The sequence below is a fragment of the Paenibacillus sp. EB106-06-01-XG199 genome, from assembly GCF_058791575.1.
On record NZ_JBYTDQ010000001.1, the window covers coordinates 1,006,789 to 1,028,521 of the forward strand.

Consider the following 21,733-nt stretch of genomic DNA (forward strand, 5'->3'; position numbering starts at 1 on the left):
TTATATGAATCTATTAATCCTCAAACCGATCATACGGGCGTAAATTCCCTTGAGCAGCGTAGCCATTAAGGGCATCCGTGAACATCCCGGTGATTATCTCCAACTGCTTCAATTCCATTGATTCCAGCAATCGCAGTTCCTTTACTCGGAGTGGCCGACCCGCTGCCGTAGCAATTAGATCCGCTACCGGCTCAATTCGATGCCGCCGCTGCTCTTGCTCCTGCTCAATTGCCTGCTGCGCTGCCTGCTTGCGAGCATGAATATCAATGTCCAGCTCATCAAACCAGAAATTAGGCCCGAATTTCTTTTCCCATTTGTTTTCCCAGAACTGTATTTCTTCCTCATTGGTCTGAATGAAGTCGTGACATACGCCACATACACGTAATCCATTTTGGAACACTCCGCGGCCGTCACGCGCTCTGGTACGCACATGATGTGTCTCGATGTCTGGTCGCTGTTTGCATACTTCACATTTTCCGTCTGCCCGCTTCTTCAGGAGTTTTATAACGTCTGCCGGGAATTCGTTGCGGTCAGCTCGGGAAGGATTGGATTTATGATCCGCCAGAATCCCTTGCTTCCATGGAGAAATTGGCTTTTTGTCCGCTTTGCTCCGGCCGAGGCTGCTGGCCTTCTTTTCCTTTGGTTGCTTCTCCGGTTTCCAAAATGTCTGGTGGGCCAACGTTTCCCACCTCCTGATGTCGTGTTAATATTTGGGCTTAATTTTGTACTGAACCCGAGCATGCCGCTTCCGCTGCCGGCGGCCGATTTCCGCTTTGGCCTGCTGTCGATGCATCGCGGACGCCCCGGGGTCATTATAAGCAATCTCATAGAGTTGATCCCGCTTGGCTTTTCTCCAGTTCAATTCCTTCATGTTGTCATCACCGGCCTTTGCCGTTTTAACCATCGGTCTTCATAATAGGTGCTCTTCTTCAGGTCCAATTGCTCCGGCTGTCTATGATAAAAGGGTACGTACCTGTAATCGTCTTTGATTTCGACTCTATAGAGGCAGGCAACCGGATACTCCCGGTCCCGAACTGGGGCCCCCAACGCCGCGCAGCGCCTGCGAGTTAGGATGATTCCATCCAATGGCGGCTCTCCATACCACCGCCCAGTAAGTGCGCCCGGCGCGTCCGGTATAAAGCAAGGGCAGCCTGTATCCATCATTTCATTTTTCGTGAGATTTCCTTTTCTATCGGGCATTCAGGATCTCCCCTTAAGGGTGGGGCAGCCGTAGCCGCCCCATTAGAGTGTTAAGCGATGATGACAACCTTGCCTTCTTTAATCTCAGATTCCAGTGCTTTATTGAGAAAATCTTTGATATCCGCAATGGCCTGCAGTTTCCATGCTCCACCGTCCGCCTCAAATATCGCAGCTCTTGGGCCATCTTGCATCCGGAATACAAATTGGCAGGCAGGCTGCATAATTTCCACGAATGTTCTGAATGGCCGGAGTGTAACGGGGTTAGGTAATTTAACCTCCGCTAGATTTGTAATTCCGGTTTTAGCAACCACGTTTTGAGATATCCCATCATCCCCGGTTGTTTTAACTGTTTTCTCCTCAATATTTCCGACGATCTTCAAAATAGTGTCACGGTCATCATTTTTCACAAAGCACGATTGCAGGAGTATATTGAACTCTTCGACGTTCTGAAATCTTTCAAACGGTATATGTGGAAGTAGTGCTTCAGCGAAGACCAGCACATTGCGGCGCTTATCCCGGTTGAAGGTGCTTAACACCTTTACTTCAGTCGGGCTTTCAATGTGGATCATCACCGGCGGCTGCTTATCATAATCGTTTTTGATATATTCGACGACTCCAGAGAGATTACGAACCTTTAGTGTCGTAGTAGTTGGCGCTCCAATCAATTCCAGATCCCCGGTAGCAAAGACTTGATCTCCTACCTCTTTAATTTCTTTGTTACCGAGTCCGACGATGTATTGAATGGCTTCTTTAATCATTTATGAGTCCTCCTGATGTGTGTTAGATTATTTAAAATTAACTACATTTCCCTCTTGCTGTGTTGCAGGAACAATTTTTTTGCCAGTGTCATCCGCGAGATCACCGTCATTGTCGATCATCAATTGATTCTTTACACCGGATGCCAATTCCGCAGCCACTACAGTACCATTTTCAGTTCCGAAAATGAGCTTTGTAGCAATGCCATGAGCCGGCGCTAGGGTGGTTTTTACATCAATACTTACTATTGCGATATCCCTTTCTTCATCCGGCTTCAAGGTAATGGTCGCCGTCACCTTGCGGGCCTTTTTCCAGTCTGTATTAGGGTCCATAATGTTCTCAGCTGCCTTTTGTAATTCAATATTCAATCGTTCTCCTACAGCCCCACCGGCCAAAGTTCCGATATTTATGTTTGTCTTCATGCTGTCACTCCATTTCTATAATTTGGTCAAACAGGCACACCAGTTCTATTTTTGATTGCGGCGGTGCGCGGTCCCTGGTCATATCTGGCCCCTACGCTTTTGTCGGAAACCAGATTTTATCTACTGCAGCCAAGTAATCTACTGGCACTCGACCGTTCCGAATCTCGTAACCCTCAATTTCAAAATCATCAATCGAAATGCTCTTGCGTCCGCCCGGCAGCTTGGAAGCCTGCTTGAATACTCTTAAGGCAACGAAAGGCAGGAGATACATTTTCCTGTTACGGGTAAAGGATACAAGGATAAAGGCTATTGACCCGTGCCGATGTGACTTTTCTAAATGGTCGTATTGGTGATCTTCAATCCGGCTTAGATCAAGTCGCATGAGGTCACTGACTTCCTTGGCCTCAAAATCTATCCGGCGGTCCCGGTATATGCCGTCATAATCCACCGTGGATTTTTTATCGAATACTGCCAAAGTGATATATTGCCCTTTACGCTCCATCACCTTAACCGGGGTTGGACGCTTATTGATTACTGCCCTGTCCTGGGCTTCGTACATTTCGTTACTGAGGTCAATGTGACTTTCAAAAATCATTCCTCGGTTCGCATAGTTAACGGGCCCTACCTTTTTTCTTGTTCTTACGCCCATCTTCGGCCTCCCTCTTCTCTGCTATTTGGTCAATCATATCCAGCACCCGTTCTCCCATGTACTGGCTGATATATCCTTGATCTACTCCTAACATCCTGGCTTCGGATGTAATGCGTGCCATAAACTGATCTGCAGCAGTTAATTTTTCGAAAAGATGATATTCAAATGATCCGAATACCTCATCCATCTTCTCTTGCTTCGTCATGTAAAGACGCTTCCCGGTTCCGGCCAATGTCTTCCTCCAATCCGAAGGCTACACGGCCGCGCCGCGCCCACTCATTAAAATCAAGATCATAAAGGTCATAATCATCTATCTCTTTCATGGCTCCTCCTTACTCAAGGATCTTTGGACGCTCCTGCCGGTAACTGGTTGCTTTGTTGCGAATGAATGTGCAGGAACCGATAATCCGATCCATACAGCGCCCGTCGATATCCAGTGGTTTTTTATCCTTATCCAGTGCAAACCACTCTTCCAGCCGTTCCGGGTCCAAGTTGCTCGTGTAAATTGTCTTCTTGCCCTGCCGGCCGTTGATAACCGGAAATGCTATTGATTTGTATTCATAATCTGTTAGATGTCCGGTGCCGATATCGTCCAGCACCAAGAGGTCCACATCCACCGCCGCCCTGACAATAGCCCCTATATCAATGCTCTTATCTTTGATGGACCTGCGAGACAAGTCAGCCAGTTGCGGCCAATCTAAGAATAGTGTGGGCCATCCATCGGCATCCAGTGATCGTTGAATTGCTCGGGCTAAGTGACTCTTGCCACTACCAACACCACCGAAAAATACATAACCATTCACTTCTTTTTCAAAATTAACGTAGAAGGCGGTGGCTATCTGATAGCACTTCTCTGAACCTGGCCGCTTGATAAAATTCTTGAACCCTGCATTGATTAGCGCACTCGGTATCAGGTTGTACCGGTTAAAGGTCTTCTGAGCAGCCAGCGTGCGCCGCTTGCGGTCTTCAACAATTTGCTTTTTCCTGTCTGCCTCAATCTCGCATTCACAATGGATAGGCAGCTTTTTAGTGATACCCAGCGCCTTATACTCCTTATATCCGAGAAGCTTCCGGCATACGACACAGCAGCCCCAATGTTCCCAAGTCGGGTTACTCAATAATAAAATCTGAGTATTTTCCGGTAGAGCCTGCATTATGTTCACCGGCTTCATTGGCGGCCTCTCCTTCCAGATAATCTTTATAAGTGCCTGCATTGAGATAAGTGGTGGGCATCTTAGCGAAACTTCCATCCCGCCCTATGGTATTTCTGTCCTTGGCATATAACTCAGTGCATTTGATTAATACCTCGCGTTCCGGCACCTTGATTTTTGACTTCCAGGTTTTATAAGCCTTGGCTTTATCCTTCCGGCGATTTGGTGGGAACACTTTCCAAAATCTCTCGAAATCATCATGATATTTTTCTGCAGCAGGTGGTCCGTCCGGAGGCGGATCACACAATGGTTTAATATCTTCTTTCTTTCCTTTACTTTCCTTTACTTTACTTTGTGTACTTACTGCTAACGTTGAGGAACATTTATCAGGGTTAATGTAAACATTAACTGGGTTACTGTCCGCATTAACTACAATTATTGAATGCGAAACCTTTTTGCACTCTTCTCCCGGGTCAATCAGCATGTAGTGTTCCAGTAGAGATATTGCCTTCCGTCGTTTCACTGCTTCGATATACCTTTTCTGAATTCCGCGGGAAGTTAACACCTTGTATTTGTCGTATACATTAACATTGAAGAACCCCCAGTTAATGCACTCATTAACCACATCTATTACGGTATTAATGTCAACATTAACTTTGCTTGAAAGGGCATAATGCTCACGTTCCTCCCATGGGTAAAAGTATCCGTTGCGATAAATATTCATCATGATCTTTACGATAACTCCGAGTCCTTGCATTCCGAATTTGGCAATCGGTACAACCAGCTTGTCGTCCTGATCGAAGTCGATGTCCAACGGGAAGTAGTCCAGGCCCTCTTTTAATGGCCGCGCCATGATGTCAGACCCCTTTCAATTGCTGCGCATTGCCTCCGTAAGACACTTAAAATTACAACAGAGTCCATGGGGACCATATTTCACAACTGCTTGTCCCTGGAGAATTCTCTTACGGCACTTCGGATTAATGCAACTGCCTGCTGATTTTCTTGCTGGACGAACGGGCTGGTGAACAGAATGCAATGCCCTCCTTATTTCATGAATCTCTTTCTCCACTTCAATGGGAAGGTTTCCATTCTGCGGACTACGGAGAGACTCAAGTTCGTTAAGTCTTCTTCGCAGCCTTGTATCTTTTATTGTCTGTAGGGCTGTTTGATCTACCATCAATCCCCACCTCCTAATGTGTGCAGGTCCACCTTAACCCGCAGCCGAAGCTCGTATAGTGTCTCTGCTATCGATTTGAACTCATTATTCCAGAACGACTTAAGACCCTTTGCCTGAGCTTCAGCCATCCGGAGATTAATGATTGCTAACTCTCCGGCATTGGCTTTGTCTCCCGTTTTCGCAGCATCTTTAGCTTGCGCATACGAAATTTTGCGGAAGGCATATACTTTAGCGTAGTTGGCATCCATCTGCGCTGATACTCGCCCTGCAAGCGTATGAGCCTTTGTTAACACTTTGATCTTTTCTTGTACAGCTCCGGGAGCATCCTCGTCAAACTCCTCTGCCTTCGCCTGTAGAGCCTTGACGTCTTGAATGTATTTTTCAAGATCCATGAACGTGCTCCCTGGATAGGATGACAGCGTAACAATCCCAATTGCAGCAAGTGGAACCGTCGGGCAGCTGCAAGATCTTCTCACCAGCCTCTACGGACTGTTCACAAGCCGGGCACATCGTCAATTCCGGATTATCGATGTACATAGGCTCAATCTCCTTTAGTGCATCCAGTTGATCTTTTAGCCTCTGCATTTCCATTCGATAAAAATAAGGCTGAACGTCATAACAGAACCTATCCGGCCGCCGCATAAGAGCCCTACGTTTTCGAATTTCCTTGGCAAGCTCGACCACACGCATTTGATCATCCGTGAACTCGATCCGTTCAAAATCAATCTCTGTTTGCGGATTTATATAGGCAACCACTTTTACAATCGCTGAGAGAAATGAATTACTCCAAATAACTCCTTCGTCGCGTGTGAAAAAGTACTTGTCATAGAGTGGTAATGTGTAAGGGATGACTGATGGGTGCTCATGCTTACGATATATGTCTGCGTATGAATGCATTGCACTCACCCTCATTTCGTGTTAAGCTGTCCGTAATTGATTTTTTCATGTTCGTGTTCAGCCTGCCGGGGTAGGATCCGGTGGGCTGTTTTTCATTTGCAAAGATAAATGCCGTGCGCTCGTGATGTTTACGGGCCTCTCCATCCCAAAGATCAAGAAGCTTGTCCTGTAGCCGGCGCTGCTCTTTTGAAGCAAACTCTGCAATCTTCAAGTCCACTTCACCGCCGCGCCAGTGTGAGTCCTGCTGCACCTGAAGCCAATATGTCATTTCCTCTCTTAAATCGCGCTCAATGAGTCTTTTGTCCACAATTCCTCACCCTCCCATGATTTCGGTTGTTCCGCAATAGCTTCATTCAGCAGATACTTACCAAACTTATTCAAAATCACAATTGCCTGCGGATCCCCAAATTCATCAGTGCCTTCAAGCCAGATGCCACGAAAGTCCTCTTTAAAAGTCAATTGAAGATTTCGTTCAATTACTTCCCCGGTTGTTGTGTCCGCAGCGGTAATTCTGATCTCGTTTGCCAGAAATCCACTTCTAGTCACATCCGGGACTAGTTCGATTGCCAATGTAATCCCTCCTTAATTCATGGCTCCAATACTGAGCTCTTTTACGATAGTGGTGTATATTTCTTTAAGCTTTGGATCGGCCTCAATGATATCCAGGCGATTAGCATCTTCTACCTTTGTCTTGGTAGCACCGGACTCCCGCAGTCGATCCTTAAGGAACGTCAGCCGGCGGTCCAGTTTGCATCGAGCGCGGTCCTCAAGCATTTGGTAACTAAGTGTCCTCATGTCTCTGTAAGACTTGCCTAGACGCCGTGTAGCCCCATTCAGTAGGCCGTTAATCTTATTACGCCAATCTTCATCCCTGGAAAGAAAGGTCTCTTTAATGATGGAAAGCTGCTGTTCTGCATGATCCTGCCGCAGTTCAATTTCTCTTATCCCCTGTTCCATTTTTATGAGTAGTTGTAATTGGGGGCTCAACTGATCCACGACGACTGAAGGACTTTTGATTCGGTAATAATCATCTACCAGGGACTCGTAGGCTTCCCAAGCTGCGTCCGTATTCAAAGACTTCGCATGCATCCAAGCGCCCTTTTCAGTCCAAAGGTATATAACTGGTGCATATTTGAGGTTGTCGTCAATATGACGGGAAGCTTTAAAAATCCTCAATTCCTCACCCTGCAGAATGAAATAGTGCTTACCTACTTGGTAACGATGCTCATTCCTTTCAAAATTCTTGCTGATAATCTTTGTGTCGGTGCCCATTGAAGAGGCAAGATCATTTGTAGTTATTACTCGCAGGCCCATATGTTCTACTGGGATGATGTTCATTCTTGGATGCCACTTCCTTCCTGGTAGGTATTTCATTTCCTTCTGTCGAATATTGGTAGTTGTCCAGACTCACCATATCTCACGGAAAGGAAGGTTGAAGCATTTTGAGTACAAGAATCCGTTATGAAACACTTGTTAAAAGTAATTTTCCCGATATTAGTTACGTTCGGGCTTATTCGCCAGGAGGATTCTCACTTACGATTTACGCTGGAGATGTGAATCAAAATCTCGATCAGACTCAAGTAAAAAACCTTATTATTTTTTTAGAAGAAATTGGTGATGCTCATTTATTGCATAGCGTAAAGCCTTATAGAGAACTCACTGTAGACAATGTCCCAGCTATATCAGATCCTCCAGAATTGATTAAAACGTTGGCTTTACATGGAGGTACAAATCAAGAAGGAATTATCAAATCATTGAATAGTGCATTCCCTCAATTAAATTTAAAATTAGCAAAGCTAGAAAAAGAAAAATTACTGATTTGGCTCCCGAGTGATAACAAATTGTCTCAAGTAGAGATCGACCTTTTAAAACAATATGCTTCGGAATTAATCTCTGTTGCCCTCTCCGTAGAGATCACTTAAAGCCAAGAAGCTTTCTGCCTTTAGGATTGTTAAATTGGCTTCAAAGAAGAGCCCTTTTTTTGCTTGCATCTTCTCAATGACAACTTTCTTTATGCTCTCAACGTCTGCTTCGTCGAAAACAATCAATAATAGTTCGACTTTCCCGGGTGATTCTTCGATGATCAATGTTTTCACACCATTTATCGTACCTATTTCATCGTTGTACCATTTCCGGCTATAGAACATCACCATGGTTAACCACCCTCTCCTGCATCGCCTTAGCGAGTTGATTTCCAACTTCTTGGGCGATTTTTTCATAATCAAGGTCGGTAGCGTCATTAAAGATTACTTGAATTTTAGGCATTTCAAAATCAATCGTTGTTTCTTGAGGCAGGGCATTCGTCTCTTCTTCAAAAGCAGCGTCGAAAGATTGCTGCAACATAACCGAGTTAAAGGACTTCTCTTTCACATGTTCACATACTCTCTCGATTTCGGAGTACATCACGCCATGCCTGATCAAGGTCGAGACTATTTCATTCGCGACCTTGTTCAGGTCGGCACCTTCTTTCAAAATATTACTCATTGGCTTATCCCCCTCCTTGGCACATTGTTTCTCTCAAACCTGGTTATTTCATCCCTTAATTCTTGTGACATAGGACTATCCACTGATGGAAATACAAGTTTCACGATGATTTCTTTTTGAAGAGGATAAACTACTGCACTTTTAAAATATAGTTGCAGTTCCGCACCTTCTAATTCCTTGAGTTTTAGGAGAAGTTGCTCACAAAGGATTTTATTCTGCTCCTCCTCGCTTTCACCCCGGATCGCAGCGATTAAGCCCATTCGGTAAATATCTATTTCCTTTTGCATGGTTATCTCCTTTCAGATATTCTGTGATTAAACATGTGAATAAAGGATAGTACTGTTGAATTATTTAGTGTGCATGGAGACTTTGTCCCACCACTCCAGAAATAATTCTCTGTTAACATAAATGGATCTTCCAATTTTAAAAGTTGGAATCACGCCATTATTTGATCCGTTATTCAAATGCGTATATACAGTGCTGAGCGGGATGCTCGTGAATAAGTGAATAACCATCGGACTCAGATTATTGGGCAACTCTTCTCTTGTGATTTTTGTATCCTTCGTTTTTAGTTTCATAAACAACCTCCTCTCTCATCCGAAAAAATTCGGATTTTTTACCGAAAAAAATACGTCCAAACGGCTGTTTATACACTTGGTGGGCCTTTTCAGAGAACTCGCGTGAAACTTTTGTAGAATCTTTTTCATAATTCCATAAAGTATCACTATGAATTCCAAATTCTTTAGAAGCATATTCAAGAGTCCATCCACAATTTTTCCTGGCAGCCTCAAGTGTAATCATTAACAATATTTCTTTTTCAAACGCCTTTATTTCCATTACATATCCTCCAATCTTTTCTTGTTGTAAGGGATTAATGAAATCATATCCGATTTTTTTCGGATAGTCAACCGGATTTTTTCGGATTCAGTCTTTATTTTTCGGAAAAAATCGGATATAATGAAGTTAAATATTATAACCAATACAAGGAGTGGAAGCAGTGGAAAGAGGAAAGCACACCGAATTTGAAATTAAAATTAGAGATTCAATAGCTAAGAATCTGAAAAAATTACTAATAGAGAAAAGAATGACTCAAAAAAAACTTAGTGAATTGACCGGCATTCCCACCAGTACAATTTCCGATTATTTAAATGCTCGATCTTTGGCGTTACCTGCTAATGTAAATAAATTAGCCATTGCCTTGCAAGTTCTTAAATCAGAAATTGATCCGAGTTACGGAGAAGCGATAGAAATACCTCTGGTTGAACAAATGGTGAAAATTCCTTTGGTAGGAACTATTTGTGCAGGTGAAGGTTTATTAGCGGAATCGAACATTGAAGAATACATATGTTATCCTTTTCCAGGGAAAAAGCAGCCCGATTTTGCTTTAAGGGTGAAGGGAGATTCCATGAATGGCGTAGGTATTGAAGATGGAGATGTTGTCTATTTAAGAAAAGCTCCTTGGGCTGAGTATAATGGACAAATTGTTGCAGCTCTTATCAATGATCAAGAAGATGGGATGCTTAAAAGAATCAAGTGGACGGAAGGATCTCCTTCTATTCTTTTGGTTCCCGAAAACGATAAATACCAAACAAAAGAACTGTACCCTAATGAAATTAGCATTTCAGGCTTATACATGGGTCATTTCAAACCAGAAAAAGACTAAAGGAGGGTTAACTGTGGCGTCATATCGTAAGAGAGGCTGCAAATGTCCGAAGGATCAGAAAAAGTGTACTTGTGGTGCAACATGGGAGTTTAGATTAAGCGTCATCGATCCAAACACCGGAAAAAGGATTTACCCTCAGGGCAGTGACTTTAAAACACGTCAGCTAGCGGTGGAGGCTGCCACCAAGTTGCATGCAGAAATACTCAAGGGTAATTACATAAAAGACACCGATTTTTTATTCAAAGAATTAGCTCAGGAATTTATTAAAACTTATTCTTCTCCAACCAATAAAAAGAAATTAAACTCAATAGATATAAGAACCGTTGATATCAAACGATTGAACGTAGTGCTCGGGGAACGCAAAGTTAAGGATATAACTGAAAGAAACTATCAATTTGCACTTAACAAACTTAAGTCATTAAAACCATCAAAGATAGATGGGCAAGAATTCGAAAACTACTCGGATAGCACTATGATTTCAACTCACGCCACTGCAAAACTTATTTTCGATTATGCAGTTTCTCTTGGAGAGTTGAGCAAAAACCCTGCTACTAATGCAATTATTCCTTTTGACCCAGTTACAGTGGAATCTCTCGAAGAAGAAGAAGAAATTCCGAGTTATCTTGAAAAAGAAGAACTTGCTTTATTTTTGGATTACACATATAAATCCTACCCATACCGAGTTTATGCTATATTTCACATTATGGCTTACACTGGTTTACGCATAGGGGAACTGCATGCATTAAAAATATCTGATATCAATCTTGATAATAAAATTATTAGTGTAACCAAGACTTTGTATTGTAGAAGGAAAGTAAATGGCACTTACATTCCGGGTACACCAAAAACAAAAAGCTCAAAAAGGAAGATTGAAATAGACGCTATTACCACATCTGTAATAGAAAATTTGATTAGTGATGTTTTAAGATTTAAGGAAACTTCACATAATTACGACGATAAAAATTTCTTAATTGTGAATAGAAATAGTCTCCCCGGTCAGCCCATTTCCCCAAGATCAACAAATAAAATCATGAAAACTATTTTAAAAGGGTGCGGTCTTTCTAAAAACTTCTCTTCACACATTTTGAGGCATACTCATGTCTCCTTGCTCGCAGAAGCCGGAACTGACTTAGAGCTCATTCAAAAAAGAATGGGCCATAAAAATGACAATATAACAAAGCTTATTTATCTTCATATAACAAAGCCATTGAGGAGAGAAGCTGCTGATAATTTTTCAGATCTGATGAATTCCGTGAGGAAATCAACCCCTGATGGGCACAATATGGGCAAAGTAACTAATCAAGTCGAATGCGCCCTTATGTAATAAGCATTTATTCTATCTGGCCGATATCTGACATGTGGAGGCCGGTCGTCGGCTCGTCCATCACATAGATACTGCCCTTCTTATGCAGCTCGCTGGCCAGCTTGATGCGCTGGCATTCCCCGCCTGAAAGCGTGCTGAGCGGCTGGCCGAGTGTAATATAATTCAGCCCCACATCACTCATCGCCTGGAGCTTTCGCACAACCTCTTTTAGCTTAAAAAACGCCAATGCCTGCTCCACATTCATCTCCAGCACTTCTGCAATTGACTTGCCGTTCAGCTTGTACGCGAGCACCTCTTCTTTGAATCGTCTGCCTCCGCATACTTCGCAGGGCAGCTTCACGCTGTCGAGGAAGGCAAGGTCTGTGTACACAACACCCAGTCCCTGGCAGTTCTCACAAGCCCCCTTAGAGTTGAAGCTGAACAAACCTTGATTCACCTTGTTCGCGGATGCAAACGCCTTACGCACATCATCCATTATGCCTGTGTAGGTCGCGGGATTCGAACGTGTTGACACTCCTATTGCCGATTGGTCGATGACGATAGCGTCTGGATGCTGACTGAGGAAGACTTCGTTAATCATCGTGCTCTTACCGGAACCGGCAACACCCGTTACTACTGTCAGCACTCCGGTTGGAATATCTGCACTCACGTTCCGCAGGTTGTGAAGTGTCGCCTCCTTGATGGACAGCTTACCGGAAGGCTGCCTGCACTCTTGCTTCAACTGGAGCGGACGTTTCAGATGTGTGCCTGTCAGTGTACCGGCTTCCAGCAGGCCTTGGAAGCTTCCTTCATACACAATGCTGCCGCCATGGCTACCGGCGTGAGGCCCGACATCGACGATATGATCCGCCACCTTGATCACATCGGGATCATGCTCGACAACAATCACAGTATTCCCCTTGTCACGCAGCTTCTGCAGAAGTTCATTTAAAAGGTGAACATCACGGGGGTGCAGACCCACGCTGGGTTCATCGAAGATGTAGGTGACATCCACCAGACTGCCGCTCAGGTGCTTAACCATCTTGACGCGCTGTGACTCGCCGCCGGATAAAGTATCCGTTTCACGGTCCAGCGTTAAGTAATCAAGTCCGATATCCACCAGATGCTGCAACCGCTCCGTCAGCGACTTGACGACCGGCACGGCGACAGGGTTATCAATCTCACGAATGACGCGGATGAGGTTCCCGGCCTCCATGGAGGATAGCTCCGCAATATTGAGACCATTGATCCTGCAGCTGAGCGTAGCCTGACTGAGTCTCGCACCGTGGCAGCTGGAGCAAGGCCCCTCGGAAATATACGGCGCAACAGCTTTCTGTGTGCGCTCGGACTTCATCTTCACATCCTGCTTGATGTATTTATTGGTGAACTTCTCAATGACGCCTTCCACTGTAATATTTGTTGCCTTGCCGGCGAAATCCATCTTAACTTTTCTTGCCTTGGCGTACAGCAGCTGCTCCAGTTCCTCTTCCGAATAATCGCTCAATTTCTTGTCGAGATCGAAGTCTCCTGACTGCACGATCATGTTCCATTCCCAGCCGTTCACTGAATAGTCCGGCAGCAGAATAGCCCCTTCATGGAGCGACTTTGACTTGTCCAGCGCCTTGCTCATGTCGACGCCAAGCCGACGGCCAAGTCCGTTACATTCGGGGCACATACCTTGCGGATCGTTAAACGAGAATATGTGCGCTTGTCCAACATAGGGCTGGCCTACGCGGGAGAAGAGAAGCCGGAGAATGGGAGAAATATCAGTAATCGTGCCTAACGTGGAATGGGATCCCCCACCCAGCCGCTTCTGATCCACAATAACAGCCATGCTTAGGTTCTCAATCGCATCTGTATCCGGCTGCGGAACACGGGGCAGAAAATTTCGCACGAACATGCTGAAGTTCTCGTTCAGCAATCGTGTGGATTCTGCGGCGATCGTATCGAAGACGATCGATGACTTGCCGGATCCGGACACCCCGGTGAAGATCGTGATCTTCCGCTTTGGAATGCGCAAGGATACGTTCTTGAGATTGTTTTCCCTCGCACCCGAAATTACGATATACTCCTGATTCGATTCGCTCATGACAAACATCCCTCCGGGTAGTGTTAATTTCTATTTATATTCACATTGTACCATTCAACGTGTATAGATAGTCGGACAGCCCGAACTTCCACCCGTGTCCCCGTTAATTTAACATTTGGGGGCTGCATATTCTGTTACATGGATTGACGAACAAAAGAAAAACAAACAAAAGACCGGTATAATACCAGTCTTTTGTTTTCTATATTGAACTTGAGAATATACATTTAGGGAAAAGTGGCGGAGGGGAATTTGGGAACTGGAGGAGCGATAGCGCCCGCCTGAAAGCTTTCCGCAGGAAAGCTCGCTTCGGAAGCATGGGCAAGGTTGGATTTCTACCGCGATTCGCGGCTAAATTCAGGAAATCCAAATCTAACAGCGGCCGGAAGTCTAAACATTCACTGTAGTCACGGCCAATCCCAAAATAGAAGAATTATAAGTTCAATCTATATAGAGGTTTATTTACCGATCAATAAAGAGTTTTGAGTGCTTCAGGAGTAAATGGAATCAATTCATCCAATTTCCCATCCCGAATTTTACTGACCCATGCAGGGTCTACAAGCAAGGCTCTACCGATAGCAACCAGATCGAATTCTTGATTTTCGAGCTTTTGAACCAATCTCTCGATACTTGCATTCTCTGCACCTTTTCCTTCGGTGAAAAGAGTCATGAAATCACCATCAAGGCCAATCGAACCCACAGTAATAGTTGGTTTGCCTGTAAGCTTCTTAACCCAACCAGCAAGATTCAAGTCAGAGCCTTCAAATTCCGGTTCCCAGAAACGACGTGTCGAGCAATGAAAAATATCCACTCCAGCGTTAACCAAAGGTTGCAGAAATTGTTGAAGCTCGTCGGGTGTTTTCGCTAATTTGGCTGTATATTCCGTTCCTTTCCACTGTGAGATGCGCAGCACGATGGTAAAGTCGGGACCCACGGCTTGGCGGCAAGCCCGGATGACTTCTTCCGCAAAGCGGGTACGTGCAATCATGCTGCCTCCGTAACGATCTGTACGCTCATTAGTTTTCTCCCAAAAGAACTGGTCAATCAAATAGCCGTGAGCTCCATGGATTTCAATTCCATCAAAACCAATGCGCTTGGCTTCAGCTGCCGATTGTGCAAAAGCATCAACGATGTCACTGATTTCGGACTCGGAATAATCATTGACGTTGCCCCGTGCACCCATGTGCCAGATTTGAGGGATAATTTTGCCGCCGGCTTCATGAACCTCAGACACAACATTTGCCCAGCCATTCAATGCTTCTTCACCATAAAAGAAAGGGACATTCTCCTGATTTGATGCATCCGCATGATCAATAACCGTGCCTTCTGTTACGATCAGACCCACATTATTTTCGGCTCTCCGGCGATAGTATGCAGCAACGTCTGCTCCAGGAACCCCATTGGGCGACAGATTCCGGGTCATTGGCGCCATTACTGTCCGATTAGACAGATTAAGATTTCCTAAAGTAAAGGGACGGAGTAATGGTTGTACTGATTCGGTATTAAACATCATAAACCTCCTAAGTTTTTTTCGTATTAAACCCATTAATTTCTCGACAAATCGGGCTTAGAATCCAAATCCACTAGTATACTGTTTAGGAATTGCTGTTTCTTTTCTCAGCTTTGATGCAGCTTCTAAGGCCCAATATGGATTTCTCAGCATTCCTCTTCCGACAGCAATCAAATCTGCCTCTTCATTTCCTATGACTGCATTCGCCAAAATTGGATCATCCAATCTTCCAACAGCGATCACTGGAACATCGAGTGCTTGTTTGATATCTCTAGCGAGCGGTACTTGATAAGCTGCGTGAGTTCCTGGTCTGCCCCATGCAGCAATAGCTCCCTCGCCACCTGATGAAACATCAAACATGTCTACTCCTGCATCTTGATATTCCTTGGCAAAAGCAAGGCTTTCCTGAAGCCCATAACCACCTTCAACGTATTCTTTAGCTGATATACGCATGATTAGTGGCATGTCCTCCGGCATCTCGGCCTTTGCAGCCTGAATGACCTCCCGGCCAAATAATGTAAGATCTTTCCCATATTCATCGTCCCGTTTGTTCGTAAGCGGAGAATGAAATTGATGGATCAAATAGCCATGCGCGCCATGAAGCTCGATAGTATCGAATCCAGCCTGGACAGCTCGAGCTACAGCAGTGCGGAATTTCTCAACCATTCCTTTTACTTCTGCGGTGGTAAGTGCCCGGGGTTGTTTAGAATTTTCATCAAAAGCGATAGCTGACGGGGCTACGGGAACTTCAGCATCTTCCGCCTTGCGTCCAGCGTGCGCGATTTGGATTCCCACTTTGGCACCGTGACTATGACAAGCATCTACAATCCGTTTCAGAGCCGGAATCTGATCATCTGACCAAAGACCAAGATCGAAATCGGAAATGCGCCCATCGGGCTCCACATCAGTCATTTCAATTATGATTAAACCAGTTCCGCCTACAGCACGGCTAACATAGTGCATGTAATGCCAATCTGTGGAAATTCCATCTTTATTGTCGACGGAGTATTGACACATTGGAGGCATCACAACACGGTTTTTCAAATTTAAACTTTTAAAAGAATACGGACTAAACAAATCTTTCATGGATAAACGCTCCCTTTTGCTCTTATATGTTAAAGTTATCATGCATGCGCAAGCATGTATGTACTTTCAGGTTATGGTTTTTTCAGAACTTTTGCAATGCATCAGGAATCGGATCATAACCAGAAATCAGATCAAAAGCACGCTTATAGGTGTGCTTCTTTTCCAAAGCAGCCACAATGGTACGTGCTACATCTTCACGAGGGATACTGCCAACAGTGATATTCTCCGCAGCAGACACTTTTCCCGTTCCTGGTTCATTCAACAAAATTCCTGGACGTATAATCGTGTATGTCAGACTGCTGCTTTCGAGCACTTTGTCTGCATAATGCTTAGCTGCGTAATACGGTAGAATATTCTGGTGCCAGTTGTCCCGGTTATTCGCCTGAATTGCACTGACCATGATGAATCTGTCAATGCCTGCTTTTTCAGCAGCTTCAATAGTTTTTCCTGCACCGTCCAAATCAATTAACAGTGTTTTGTCATCACCCGTTTTTCCACCTGATCCAGCCGTAAACACAATAGCGTCACAACCCTTGGCGGCCGTTGCAATGGAGTCTACTGTCCCTTCCAAATCCGCGAGAACAGTTTCGACTCCCTGTTGTACAAATGCATCGGCTTGTTCTTTATTCCGTACCATCGCCCGGACGGTGTGATCTTTGCTTTCTTTCAACAGTTGAATAAGGTGCTGTCCGATTTGTCCATTCGATCCGACCACTAACACCTTGATAGCTACCCACTCCTCATCAGCTGAATTGAATTACAGTAACAATAAATAAGCATGCGCATGCATATAATTTAACGGATGAAAATAATTATGTCAAGTCTTATTCCTAAACTTAACCATCCACTCAACTCCAATAATAAGATCTCTGCACGGGTCACAAAAACAATTTTTTCGTGAGATTCTCTACTTCTGTATTAAATCCCTCTTTTTTCAGTTCTGTTTGTAAGACCTGATGAAAGGTCTGAAGTGCCCGCTGGTATTTATTCTCGCCTAACTCTGTAATTCGAGTATAAATACCACGCCGATCATCCTCACATATATGTCTTTCTAAAGCACCACATTTTTCAGCTTCCATTCTTACTACGAGTCTCGATGTAGCACTTTGACTTAGTCCCACAAGTTCTTGAAGTTGCTGTAGCCGTAATTTTTTATCCCCGGAATTGGTTATAAAATTTAAAACATAAAACTCCTTCAAAGATAAATTATAATTGTTCAGCAGAGCTTGTTCTAACTTTTCACTTAAATTTGTATTGATGCGGGACCAAGACAACCATACATCCAAAAGTTCGTTTTCATGTTGCAAGCTTAGATCACCACCTGTTTTTAAAGTCATTCGACATAGTTGCCTAATTGTATCAATCTAAATTGAAATGGTCAAAACTATGATTTGAATAAAGCAAAAAAAGGGACGCGTGATCATCCACGCGACCTGCTACTTCAATTATATCCTTAATTAACTATTAATTCATGGTATAATTGCTATTAATATTTTACAAAGAAGGTAATGAAATGATGAAGCAGGAATTGAAAATTGAGGGCATCCCAGCAATAGTATGGGGTGAGAAATCAAACAAACTATTTATTGCTGTCCACGGTAATATGTCCAACAAAGCAGATGATGCGATTGTTATCTTTGCTGAAGAAGCATCGGCACGGGGGTATCAGGTCCTTAGCTTTGATTTGCCTGAGCATGGTGACCGCGAAGAAGAAAAATACGCTTGCAAAGTTCAAAATTGTGTTCATGATCTTGAGATTATCATGCGTTATGCACAAAATCTATCGAATGACATCAGTATCTTTGCTTGTAGTATGGGGGCATACTTTAGCTTGCTTTCTTACAACAAGTTACCGCTTAAGCAGTCTCTGTTCCTTTCTCCAGTTCTGGATATGGAGCGAATTATCAAAGGTATGATGACATGGTTCAACGTAAGTGAAGAGAAATTAAAAGCTGAAAAAGAAGTTTCCACCCCTATCGGACAAATACTTTATTGGGATTATTATCAATATGTTAAATCACATCCTATCAATACATGGAAAAGTCCAACTGCAATTCTTTATGGCTCAGACGATAACTTGTGCGAGTTTGACGTAGTCTCTGCTTTTAGTGATCGGTTTCACTGTGAACTGGGCGTGATGGAGCATGGCGAACATTATTTTCACACCAAAGAGCAGCTGCAATTTTTCAGACAGTGGCTGCAAGAACATATCGCCGAATGATCTTCCCACTTAGGAATATGAAAAAGAGCCCTGCATAAGGGCTCTCCTACTCCGAAAGGAATGTGCACTTCATACATTCGAATGGAGTTTCCTAAATACTATTTTTTCTCGTTGATAACAAATAGAACACCTGTGAGAATTAGAATAGAGCCGATCCAAAACGCTACAACTATGTTCTCTTCTAGAACAAGCCATCCAAGTAATGTTCCAACCAGGGGTTGAAAGAAGAAAAATATTCCTCCACTTGAAGCGTTAAGCATTTGTAATCCACGATTCCAAAGTAGAAATCCGCCTGCTGTTGAAACAATACCCAAATATAAGAGTCCTCCCCAAATCGTCGGGTGAGCCAGTTGAGAGATACTAATCTCGTGTAACCGCGGCAATACAAAAGGAGTCAACACGATTAAGGCTACTAAGATGGAATAGGTGGTTACCACAATTTGTGAGTAATCACTTGGCAAACGTTTTACAAGTACAGACATGAGGCCCCATGTTAATGCAGCAATAAGCAGGGCAATACCTCCAAGTGTACTGGATAAATTCACATCACCAATTCCAACAATGAGAAGCACCCCAATTGTCGCTAATAAAACAGAGATTCCCTTTTTTAGTGTCAACTGTTCTTTAAGAATAAGGCGAGCAAAAATAACCATGAATGCTGGGGTTGAAGAAGTTATAATGGCTCCCATTTGTGCTGTGGATAACATGGTACCAGTTTCCTGTGCAACAATTGAAATCGTATTACCAATGAGCCCAATAGCTACGATTAAGATAAAATAACGTTTCTCAATTCGCCAGTTCTGTCGTGTGATGAAGCCGATAACTAGAAGTGCAACAATGGCTACTAAATATCTCATCCATACAAGTTCTAATGGAGGTATGACCGATACTACAATTTTAACAACAACGTACATACCGCCCCAGATCATGGAAGCTAAAGTTAAATATAAAGAACCTAATAAGGTGTTTTTCATCTTTTATGTCCAAAACATCATATTCACCCCTATTCAATTTTATCCGTTTGTCCGAAGTCAGCTAATACTGCTCATGGAAGTTCCGGGTTTGATACAGCAACTTATTTTTTCATATCTTGTTTAAAATTTCAACTGATCTCTCAAGCTCAAGTAGACTTTTCATGCTCCCGGACAGGTAGACGGATATGAAATGTGGTTCCTTTACTTACTTCGCTATCTACAGTCAGGAAGCCCCCGTGTGCGAGGATCAGGTTTTTTACAATAGCCATACCTAGTCCTGTTCCCAGCTTATGGGAGCTGCCTTTTGCTCCGCGGTAATATTTTTGAAACAGATTGTTCAGCGTATCTTCGTCCATACCAGTGCCATTGTCGGAAATCATGATATTCGCACTTTCCTCCCCTTCCCGCCGCACAGTCACGTGAATGGCAGTGCCTGCCGGATTGTGAAGTACAGCATTCATCAGCATATTCTGCAATGCCCGGTAGAGCACCTTCTCGTCGGCAACAAGCTCCAGCGACTCTATCTCTGCCTCCAGGCTCAACAGGTAGGACACCGCTCTCGGATCATTGCCAACATCGGCAATCAGCCGCTGCAGGAATCCGATCAACTCCAGCGTGCCAAAATGCATGGGGAAGGAGGCATGATCCTCATTCATCTGAAAAGAGAGGTTAATGTCGCTGATCAATTCCTCCATATGCAGCCCTTTGGACTGGATTTCTTGCAGAAATGTCCGCTGTTCATCCGCGTTCCAGCTATACTCCTCGTTCAGAAGCAGAGCTGAGTATCCCGTGACATACGTTAACGGTGTTTTGAGATCATGCGAGATGCCGGCCACCCAATCTTTTTTGTTATCTTCAAGCTTGCGGCGTTCGAGTTCGGACTGCTTCAGGCTGGCGGACAGCGACTCGATGTTCACAATCAATTCACTGTACAGCCGGTATCTGGATTTGAGTTTCTGGTTCCGTTTGAAGATGCTCTGTGCCGCAGGCGGAGGTTCGAAATTCCCGCCCGATAAGGAAGCAATCCAAGACATCATGAATCTTAACGGACTCCCGAAATACCAGCCGAACAGTACGCTGCATCCGGTAATATTAAGTACAAATACCGCCAGAATGTACAGATCATAATACTCCTGCCCTTCCAGAAGGCCCAGCAGAGGAAACAGCACATCCACGGTAATCATCATGGTAATGCCGAGTCCAAGCATCCAGGCAATTAATCCGATGGCAAAATGGACACTGAACCGAAATCCCGTTTTCATCTCAGGTTCCCTTGACCGGCGGCACAAATTTATAACCGATCCCTCTCAGGTTAATGATCAGCTCAGGGGCTTTCGGATTGTCATCCAACTTTCTCCGGATCTTGGAAATATGAATAGTGACTGTTTTCTCATCGCCATACCCGGGGCTGCCCCATACCAGTTCATAGATTTGAGAGGTCGTATAGATCCGGTTCGGGTTCCGGCAAAAGAAGCTGAGCAGCTCCAACTCCTTGGCCGTACATTCCACAGTCTGTCCATTCACGATCAATGCGGCGTCCGCAGGCCTCAGAATAAAACGCCCGTAATTGTATTCTTTGTCCCCGGTACCTTCCGAATTCCCGTAAGAAGAGGCTTGGGTGAGATTCTGCCTTCTGAACAAAGCTTTGATCCGGGCAATGACCTCAAGCGGATTAAAAGGCTTCGTAATATAATCATCCCCGCCGATCCCGAGCCCGGTCAATTTATCAAAATCACTTGCGCAGGAGGTGATAAAAATAATAGGTGTGTCCGTATGCTTGCGGATCTCACGGCACAGGTCAAAGCCATTCACATCCCCCAGCATTACATCCAGCAGGATCAGGTTATAGGTATGATTTTTCACGAAAAATAATGCTTGTTCCCCGGTTGAGCAGCTTGTGATGTTATGGTAGCGCTCTTTCTTCAACGAAATCTCCAGCAAAGTCAAAATCCCCAGCTCATCATCGACCAGTAGAATTTTCTCTGCGTTCATATTGTCATTCAGCAACAGTATTTCCTCCCTGAGTGCATAAGTACTCTCTCAGTTTATCATTCCTTTTGGAATTTCTCTTCCCTGCTGTTTCCTTTTAACCGCAATTTTGCTTTGTTTTTACTTTTGTGGGCTAATCTTATGTTACGCCGCCAAGGAATGGTA

At 44.1% G+C, this 21,733-nt stretch carries 30 protein-coding genes and 1 pseudogene; 4 read left to right on the top strand and 27 right to left on the bottom strand.

Annotated features, from left to right (window positions below; translation table 11 throughout):
- Positions 1-13 precede the first annotated feature (13 nt).
- The 15 genes from AC3WT9_RS04905 to AC3WT9_RS04975 all read right to left on the bottom strand — a co-directional run bounded on the left by AC3WT9_RS04905 (position 14) and on the right by AC3WT9_RS04975 (position 7,590).
- Entirely contained in the window at positions 14-679 is a 666-nt protein-coding gene (locus AC3WT9_RS04905; protein WP_492407438.1) for an HNH endonuclease, read from the bottom strand.
- A 24-nt stretch (positions 680-703) separates the two neighbouring features.
- Complete coding sequence (locus AC3WT9_RS04910; RefSeq protein ID WP_492407439.1) at positions 704-871, bottom strand: hypothetical protein; 168 nt, start codon at positions 869-871, stop codon at positions 704-706.
- Complete coding sequence (locus tag AC3WT9_RS04915; RefSeq protein WP_492407440.1) at positions 868-1,200, bottom strand: hypothetical protein; 333 nt, start codon at positions 1,198-1,200, stop codon at positions 868-870. Before AC3WT9_RS04915 ends, AC3WT9_RS04910 begins: the two co-directional genes overlap by 4 nt.
- Positions 1,201-1,250: 50 nt before the next feature.
- Positions 1,251-1,958, bottom strand: a complete 708-nt coding sequence (locus AC3WT9_RS04920; RefSeq protein ID WP_492407441.1) for a hypothetical protein — start codon at positions 1,956-1,958, stop codon at positions 1,251-1,253.
- A 27-nt stretch (positions 1,959-1,985) separates the two neighbouring features.
- A complete protein-coding gene (locus tag AC3WT9_RS04925; protein ID WP_492407442.1) occupies positions 1,986-2,378 on the bottom strand; it encodes a replication terminator protein in 393 nt (130 codons plus the stop codon).
- Between the two features lie 91 nt (positions 2,379-2,469).
- Entirely contained in the window at positions 2,470-3,027 is a 558-nt protein-coding gene (locus AC3WT9_RS04930) for a Holliday junction resolvase RecU (RefSeq protein WP_492407443.1), read from the bottom strand.
- Positions 2,990-3,232, bottom strand: a complete 243-nt coding sequence (locus AC3WT9_RS04935) for a hypothetical protein (RefSeq protein WP_492407444.1) — start codon at positions 3,230-3,232, stop codon at positions 2,990-2,992. Before AC3WT9_RS04935 ends, AC3WT9_RS04930 begins: the two co-directional genes overlap by 38 nt.
- Positions 3,207-3,350, bottom strand: a complete 144-nt coding sequence (locus tag AC3WT9_RS04940) for a hypothetical protein (RefSeq protein WP_492407445.1) — start codon at positions 3,348-3,350, stop codon at positions 3,207-3,209. The genes AC3WT9_RS04935 and AC3WT9_RS04940 overlap by 26 nt, the downstream gene beginning before the upstream one ends.
- A 9-nt stretch (positions 3,351-3,359) precedes the next feature.
- Complete coding sequence (locus tag AC3WT9_RS04945) at positions 3,360-4,199, bottom strand: ATP-binding protein (protein ID WP_492407446.1); 840 nt, start codon at positions 4,197-4,199, stop codon at positions 3,360-3,362.
- Positions 4,138-5,031, bottom strand: a complete 894-nt coding sequence (locus AC3WT9_RS04950; protein ID WP_492407447.1) for a DUF4373 domain-containing protein — start codon at positions 5,029-5,031, stop codon at positions 4,138-4,140. The genes AC3WT9_RS04945 and AC3WT9_RS04950 overlap by 62 nt, the downstream gene beginning before the upstream one ends.
- A gap of 323 nt (positions 5,032-5,354) precedes the next feature.
- Positions 5,355-5,747 (bottom strand): hypothetical protein, encoded by a 393-nt coding sequence (locus AC3WT9_RS04955; RefSeq protein ID WP_492407448.1) that lies wholly within the window; start codon positions 5,745-5,747, stop codon positions 5,355-5,357.
- A complete protein-coding gene (locus AC3WT9_RS04960; protein WP_492407449.1) occupies positions 5,737-6,252 on the bottom strand; it encodes a hypothetical protein in 516 nt (171 codons plus the stop codon). The genes AC3WT9_RS04955 and AC3WT9_RS04960 overlap by 11 nt, the downstream gene beginning before the upstream one ends.
- Positions 6,224-6,559, bottom strand: coding sequence for a hypothetical protein (locus AC3WT9_RS04965; protein WP_492407450.1), 336 nt, complete (start codon positions 6,557-6,559; stop codon positions 6,224-6,226). Before AC3WT9_RS04965 ends, AC3WT9_RS04960 begins: the two co-directional genes overlap by 29 nt.
- A complete protein-coding gene (locus AC3WT9_RS04970; protein WP_492407451.1) occupies positions 6,529-6,822 on the bottom strand; it encodes a hypothetical protein in 294 nt (97 codons plus the stop codon). Before AC3WT9_RS04970 ends, AC3WT9_RS04965 begins: the two co-directional genes overlap by 31 nt.
- Positions 6,823-6,834: 12 nt before the next feature.
- Positions 6,835-7,590 carry an ORF6N domain-containing protein gene (locus AC3WT9_RS04975; RefSeq protein WP_492407452.1) on the bottom strand — a complete coding sequence of 252 codons (756 nt, stop codon included), beginning with the start codon at positions 7,588-7,590 and terminating at the stop codon, positions 6,835-6,837.
- A gap of 104 nt (positions 7,591-7,694) precedes the next feature.
- Between AC3WT9_RS04975 and AC3WT9_RS04980 the strand changes: the two genes are divergently transcribed.
- On the top strand, positions 7,695-8,174 hold the full coding sequence (locus AC3WT9_RS04980) for a hypothetical protein (protein WP_492407453.1): 480 nt from the start codon (positions 7,695-7,697) through the stop codon (positions 8,172-8,174).
- Here the strand turns inward: AC3WT9_RS04980 and AC3WT9_RS04985 are convergent.
- The 4 genes from AC3WT9_RS04985 to AC3WT9_RS05000 form a co-directional block, all read right to left on the bottom strand.
- Entirely contained in the window at positions 8,139-8,405 is a 267-nt protein-coding gene (locus tag AC3WT9_RS04985) for a hypothetical protein (protein WP_492407454.1), read from the bottom strand. The genes AC3WT9_RS04980 and AC3WT9_RS04985 overlap by 36 nt on opposite strands.
- Positions 8,389-8,736 carry a hypothetical protein gene (locus AC3WT9_RS04990; RefSeq protein ID WP_492407455.1) on the bottom strand — a complete coding sequence of 116 codons (348 nt, stop codon included), beginning with the start codon at positions 8,734-8,736 and terminating at the stop codon, positions 8,389-8,391. The genes AC3WT9_RS04985 and AC3WT9_RS04990 overlap by 17 nt, the downstream gene beginning before the upstream one ends.
- A complete protein-coding gene (locus AC3WT9_RS04995; RefSeq protein WP_492407456.1) occupies positions 8,733-9,023 on the bottom strand; it encodes a hypothetical protein in 291 nt (96 codons plus the stop codon). The genes AC3WT9_RS04990 and AC3WT9_RS04995 overlap by 4 nt, the downstream gene beginning before the upstream one ends.
- 238 nt (positions 9,024-9,261) lie before the next feature.
- The gene (locus AC3WT9_RS05000) at positions 9,262-9,573 is read right to left on the bottom strand and encodes a helix-turn-helix domain-containing protein (protein ID WP_492407457.1); all 312 of its coding nucleotides are present in this window, start codon (positions 9,571-9,573) and stop codon (positions 9,262-9,264) included.
- A gap of 160 nt (positions 9,574-9,733) precedes the next feature.
- On the opposite strand from AC3WT9_RS05000, the gene AC3WT9_RS05005 reads away from it, so the two are divergent.
- Together AC3WT9_RS05005 and AC3WT9_RS05010 are read left to right on the top strand one after the other, a co-directional pair.
- Positions 9,734-10,399, top strand: a complete 666-nt coding sequence (locus AC3WT9_RS05005; protein WP_492407458.1) for a LexA family protein — start codon at positions 9,734-9,736, stop codon at positions 10,397-10,399.
- Positions 10,400-10,412: 13 nt separating this feature from the next.
- A complete protein-coding gene (locus tag AC3WT9_RS05010) occupies positions 10,413-11,723 on the top strand; it encodes a site-specific integrase (protein ID WP_492407459.1) in 1,311 nt (436 codons plus the stop codon).
- A gap of 13 nt (positions 11,724-11,736) precedes the next feature.
- On the opposite strand, the pseudogene AC3WT9_RS05015 reads toward AC3WT9_RS05010, so the two are convergent.
- The 5 genes and pseudogenes from AC3WT9_RS05015 to AC3WT9_RS05035 form a co-directional block, all read right to left on the bottom strand.
- A pseudogene (locus AC3WT9_RS05015) lies at positions 11,737-13,791 on the bottom strand (ATP-binding cassette domain-containing protein); the annotation flags it as partial.
- Positions 13,792-14,257: 466 nt separating this feature from the next.
- The gene (locus tag AC3WT9_RS05020; protein ID WP_341093306.1) at positions 14,258-15,298 is read right to left on the bottom strand and encodes an NADH:flavin oxidoreductase; all 1,041 of its coding nucleotides are present in this window, start codon (positions 15,296-15,298) and stop codon (positions 14,258-14,260) included.
- A 57-nt stretch (positions 15,299-15,355) separates the two neighbouring features.
- Positions 15,356-16,384: an NADH:flavin oxidoreductase/NADH oxidase gene (locus tag AC3WT9_RS05025; protein WP_341093305.1), complete on the bottom strand. Its 1,029-nt coding sequence runs from the start codon at positions 16,382-16,384 to the stop codon at positions 15,356-15,358.
- A gap of 82 nt (positions 16,385-16,466) precedes the next feature.
- A complete protein-coding gene (locus tag AC3WT9_RS05030) occupies positions 16,467-17,111 on the bottom strand; it encodes an SDR family oxidoreductase (RefSeq protein ID WP_341097676.1) in 645 nt (214 codons plus the stop codon).
- Between the two features lie 151 nt (positions 17,112-17,262).
- Positions 17,263-17,721, bottom strand: coding sequence for a MarR family winged helix-turn-helix transcriptional regulator (locus AC3WT9_RS05035; protein WP_341093303.1), 459 nt, complete (start codon positions 17,719-17,721; stop codon positions 17,263-17,265).
- A gap of 176 nt (positions 17,722-17,897) precedes the next feature.
- Here AC3WT9_RS05035 and AC3WT9_RS05040 point away from each other — a divergent pair, with 176 nt between their 5' ends.
- Positions 17,898-18,605, top strand: coding sequence for an alpha/beta hydrolase (locus tag AC3WT9_RS05040; protein ID WP_341093301.1), 708 nt, complete (start codon positions 17,898-17,900; stop codon positions 18,603-18,605).
- Positions 18,606-18,703: 98 nt separating this feature from the next.
- Here AC3WT9_RS05040 and AC3WT9_RS05045 read toward each other — a convergent pair whose 3' ends face one another.
- The 3 genes from AC3WT9_RS05045 to AC3WT9_RS05055 all read right to left on the bottom strand — a co-directional run bounded on the left by AC3WT9_RS05045 (position 18,704) and on the right by AC3WT9_RS05055 (position 21,571).
- The gene (locus AC3WT9_RS05045; RefSeq protein ID WP_341378685.1) at positions 18,704-19,579 is read right to left on the bottom strand and encodes a DMT family transporter; all 876 of its coding nucleotides are present in this window, start codon (positions 19,577-19,579) and stop codon (positions 18,704-18,706) included.
- Positions 19,580-19,725: 146 nt separating this feature from the next.
- Entirely contained in the window at positions 19,726-20,841 is a 1,116-nt protein-coding gene (locus tag AC3WT9_RS05050; RefSeq protein ID WP_341093297.1) for a sensor histidine kinase, read from the bottom strand.
- Between the two features lies 1 nt (position 20,842).
- Entirely contained in the window at positions 20,843-21,571 is a 729-nt protein-coding gene (locus tag AC3WT9_RS05055) for a response regulator transcription factor (protein ID WP_341097675.1), read from the bottom strand.
- Between the last annotated feature and the right edge of the window lie 162 nt (positions 21,572-21,733).

Bases quoted from the DNA above. Each gene is read 5' to 3' on its own strand.
- AC3WT9_RS04910 (WP_492407439.1), bottom strand. From the start codon at position 871: ATGAAGGAATTGAACTGGAGAAAAGCCAAGCGGGATCAACTCTATGAG.
- AC3WT9_RS04915 (WP_492407440.1), bottom strand. From the start codon at position 1,200: ATGCCCGATAGAAAAGGAAATCTCACGAAAAATGAAATGATGGATACA.
- AC3WT9_RS04920 (WP_492407441.1), bottom strand. From the start codon at position 1,958: ATGATTAAAGAAGCCATTCAATACATCGTCGGACTCGGTAACAAAGAA.
- AC3WT9_RS04925 (WP_492407442.1), bottom strand. From the start codon at position 2,378: ATGAAGACAAACATAAATATCGGAACTTTGGCCGGTGGGGCTGTAGGA.
- AC3WT9_RS04930 (WP_492407443.1), bottom strand. From the start codon at position 3,027: ATGGGCGTAAGAACAAGAAAAAAGGTAGGGCCCGTTAACTATGCGAAC.
- AC3WT9_RS04935 (WP_492407444.1), bottom strand. From the start codon at position 3,232: ATGACGAAGCAAGAGAAGATGGATGAGGTATTCGGATCATTTGAATAT.
- AC3WT9_RS04940 (WP_492407445.1), bottom strand. From the start codon at position 3,350: ATGAAAGAGATAGATGATTATGACCTTTATGATCTTGATTTTAATGAG.
- AC3WT9_RS04945 (WP_492407446.1), bottom strand. From the start codon at position 4,199: ATGAAGCCGGTGAACATAATGCAGGCTCTACCGGAAAATACTCAGATT.
- AC3WT9_RS04950 (WP_492407447.1), bottom strand. From the start codon at position 5,031: ATGGCGCGGCCATTAAAAGAGGGCCTGGACTACTTCCCGTTGGACATC.
- AC3WT9_RS04955 (WP_492407448.1), bottom strand. From the start codon at position 5,747: ATGGATCTTGAAAAATACATTCAAGACGTCAAGGCTCTACAGGCGAAG.
- AC3WT9_RS04960 (WP_492407449.1), bottom strand. From the start codon at position 6,252: ATGCATTCATACGCAGACATATATCGTAAGCATGAGCACCCATCAGTC.
- AC3WT9_RS04975 (WP_492407452.1), bottom strand. From the start codon at position 7,590: ATGAACATCATCCCAGTAGAACATATGGGCCTGCGAGTAATAACTACA.
- AC3WT9_RS04985 (WP_492407454.1), bottom strand. From the start codon at position 8,405: ATGGTGATGTTCTATAGCCGGAAATGGTACAACGATGAAATAGGTACG.
- AC3WT9_RS04990 (WP_492407455.1), bottom strand. From the start codon at position 8,736: ATGAGTAATATTTTGAAAGAAGGTGCCGACCTGAACAAGGTCGCGAAT.
- AC3WT9_RS04995 (WP_492407456.1), bottom strand. From the start codon at position 9,023: ATGCAAAAGGAAATAGATATTTACCGAATGGGCTTAATCGCTGCGATC.
- AC3WT9_RS05000 (WP_492407457.1), bottom strand. From the start codon at position 9,573: ATGGAAATAAAGGCGTTTGAAAAAGAAATATTGTTAATGATTACACTT.
- AC3WT9_RS05020 (WP_341093306.1), bottom strand. From the start codon at position 15,298: ATGTTTAATACCGAATCAGTACAACCATTACTCCGTCCCTTTACTTTA.
- AC3WT9_RS05025 (WP_341093305.1), bottom strand. From the start codon at position 16,384: ATGAAAGATTTGTTTAGTCCGTATTCTTTTAAAAGTTTAAATTTGAAA.
- AC3WT9_RS05035 (WP_341093303.1), bottom strand. From the start codon at position 17,721: ATGACTTTAAAAACAGGTGGTGATCTAAGCTTGCAACATGAAAACGAA.
- AC3WT9_RS05040 (WP_341093301.1), top strand. From the start codon at position 17,898: ATGATGAAGCAGGAATTGAAAATTGAGGGCATCCCAGCAATAGTATGG.
- AC3WT9_RS05045 (WP_341378685.1), bottom strand. From the start codon at position 19,579: ATGAAAAACACCTTATTAGGTTCTTTATATTTAACTTTAGCTTCCATG.
- AC3WT9_RS05050 (WP_341093297.1), bottom strand. From the start codon at position 20,841: ATGAAAACGGGATTTCGGTTCAGTGTCCATTTTGCCATCGGATTAATT.
- AC3WT9_RS05055 (WP_341097675.1), bottom strand. From the start codon at position 21,571: ATGAACGCAGAGAAAATTCTACTGGTCGATGATGAGCTGGGGATTTTG.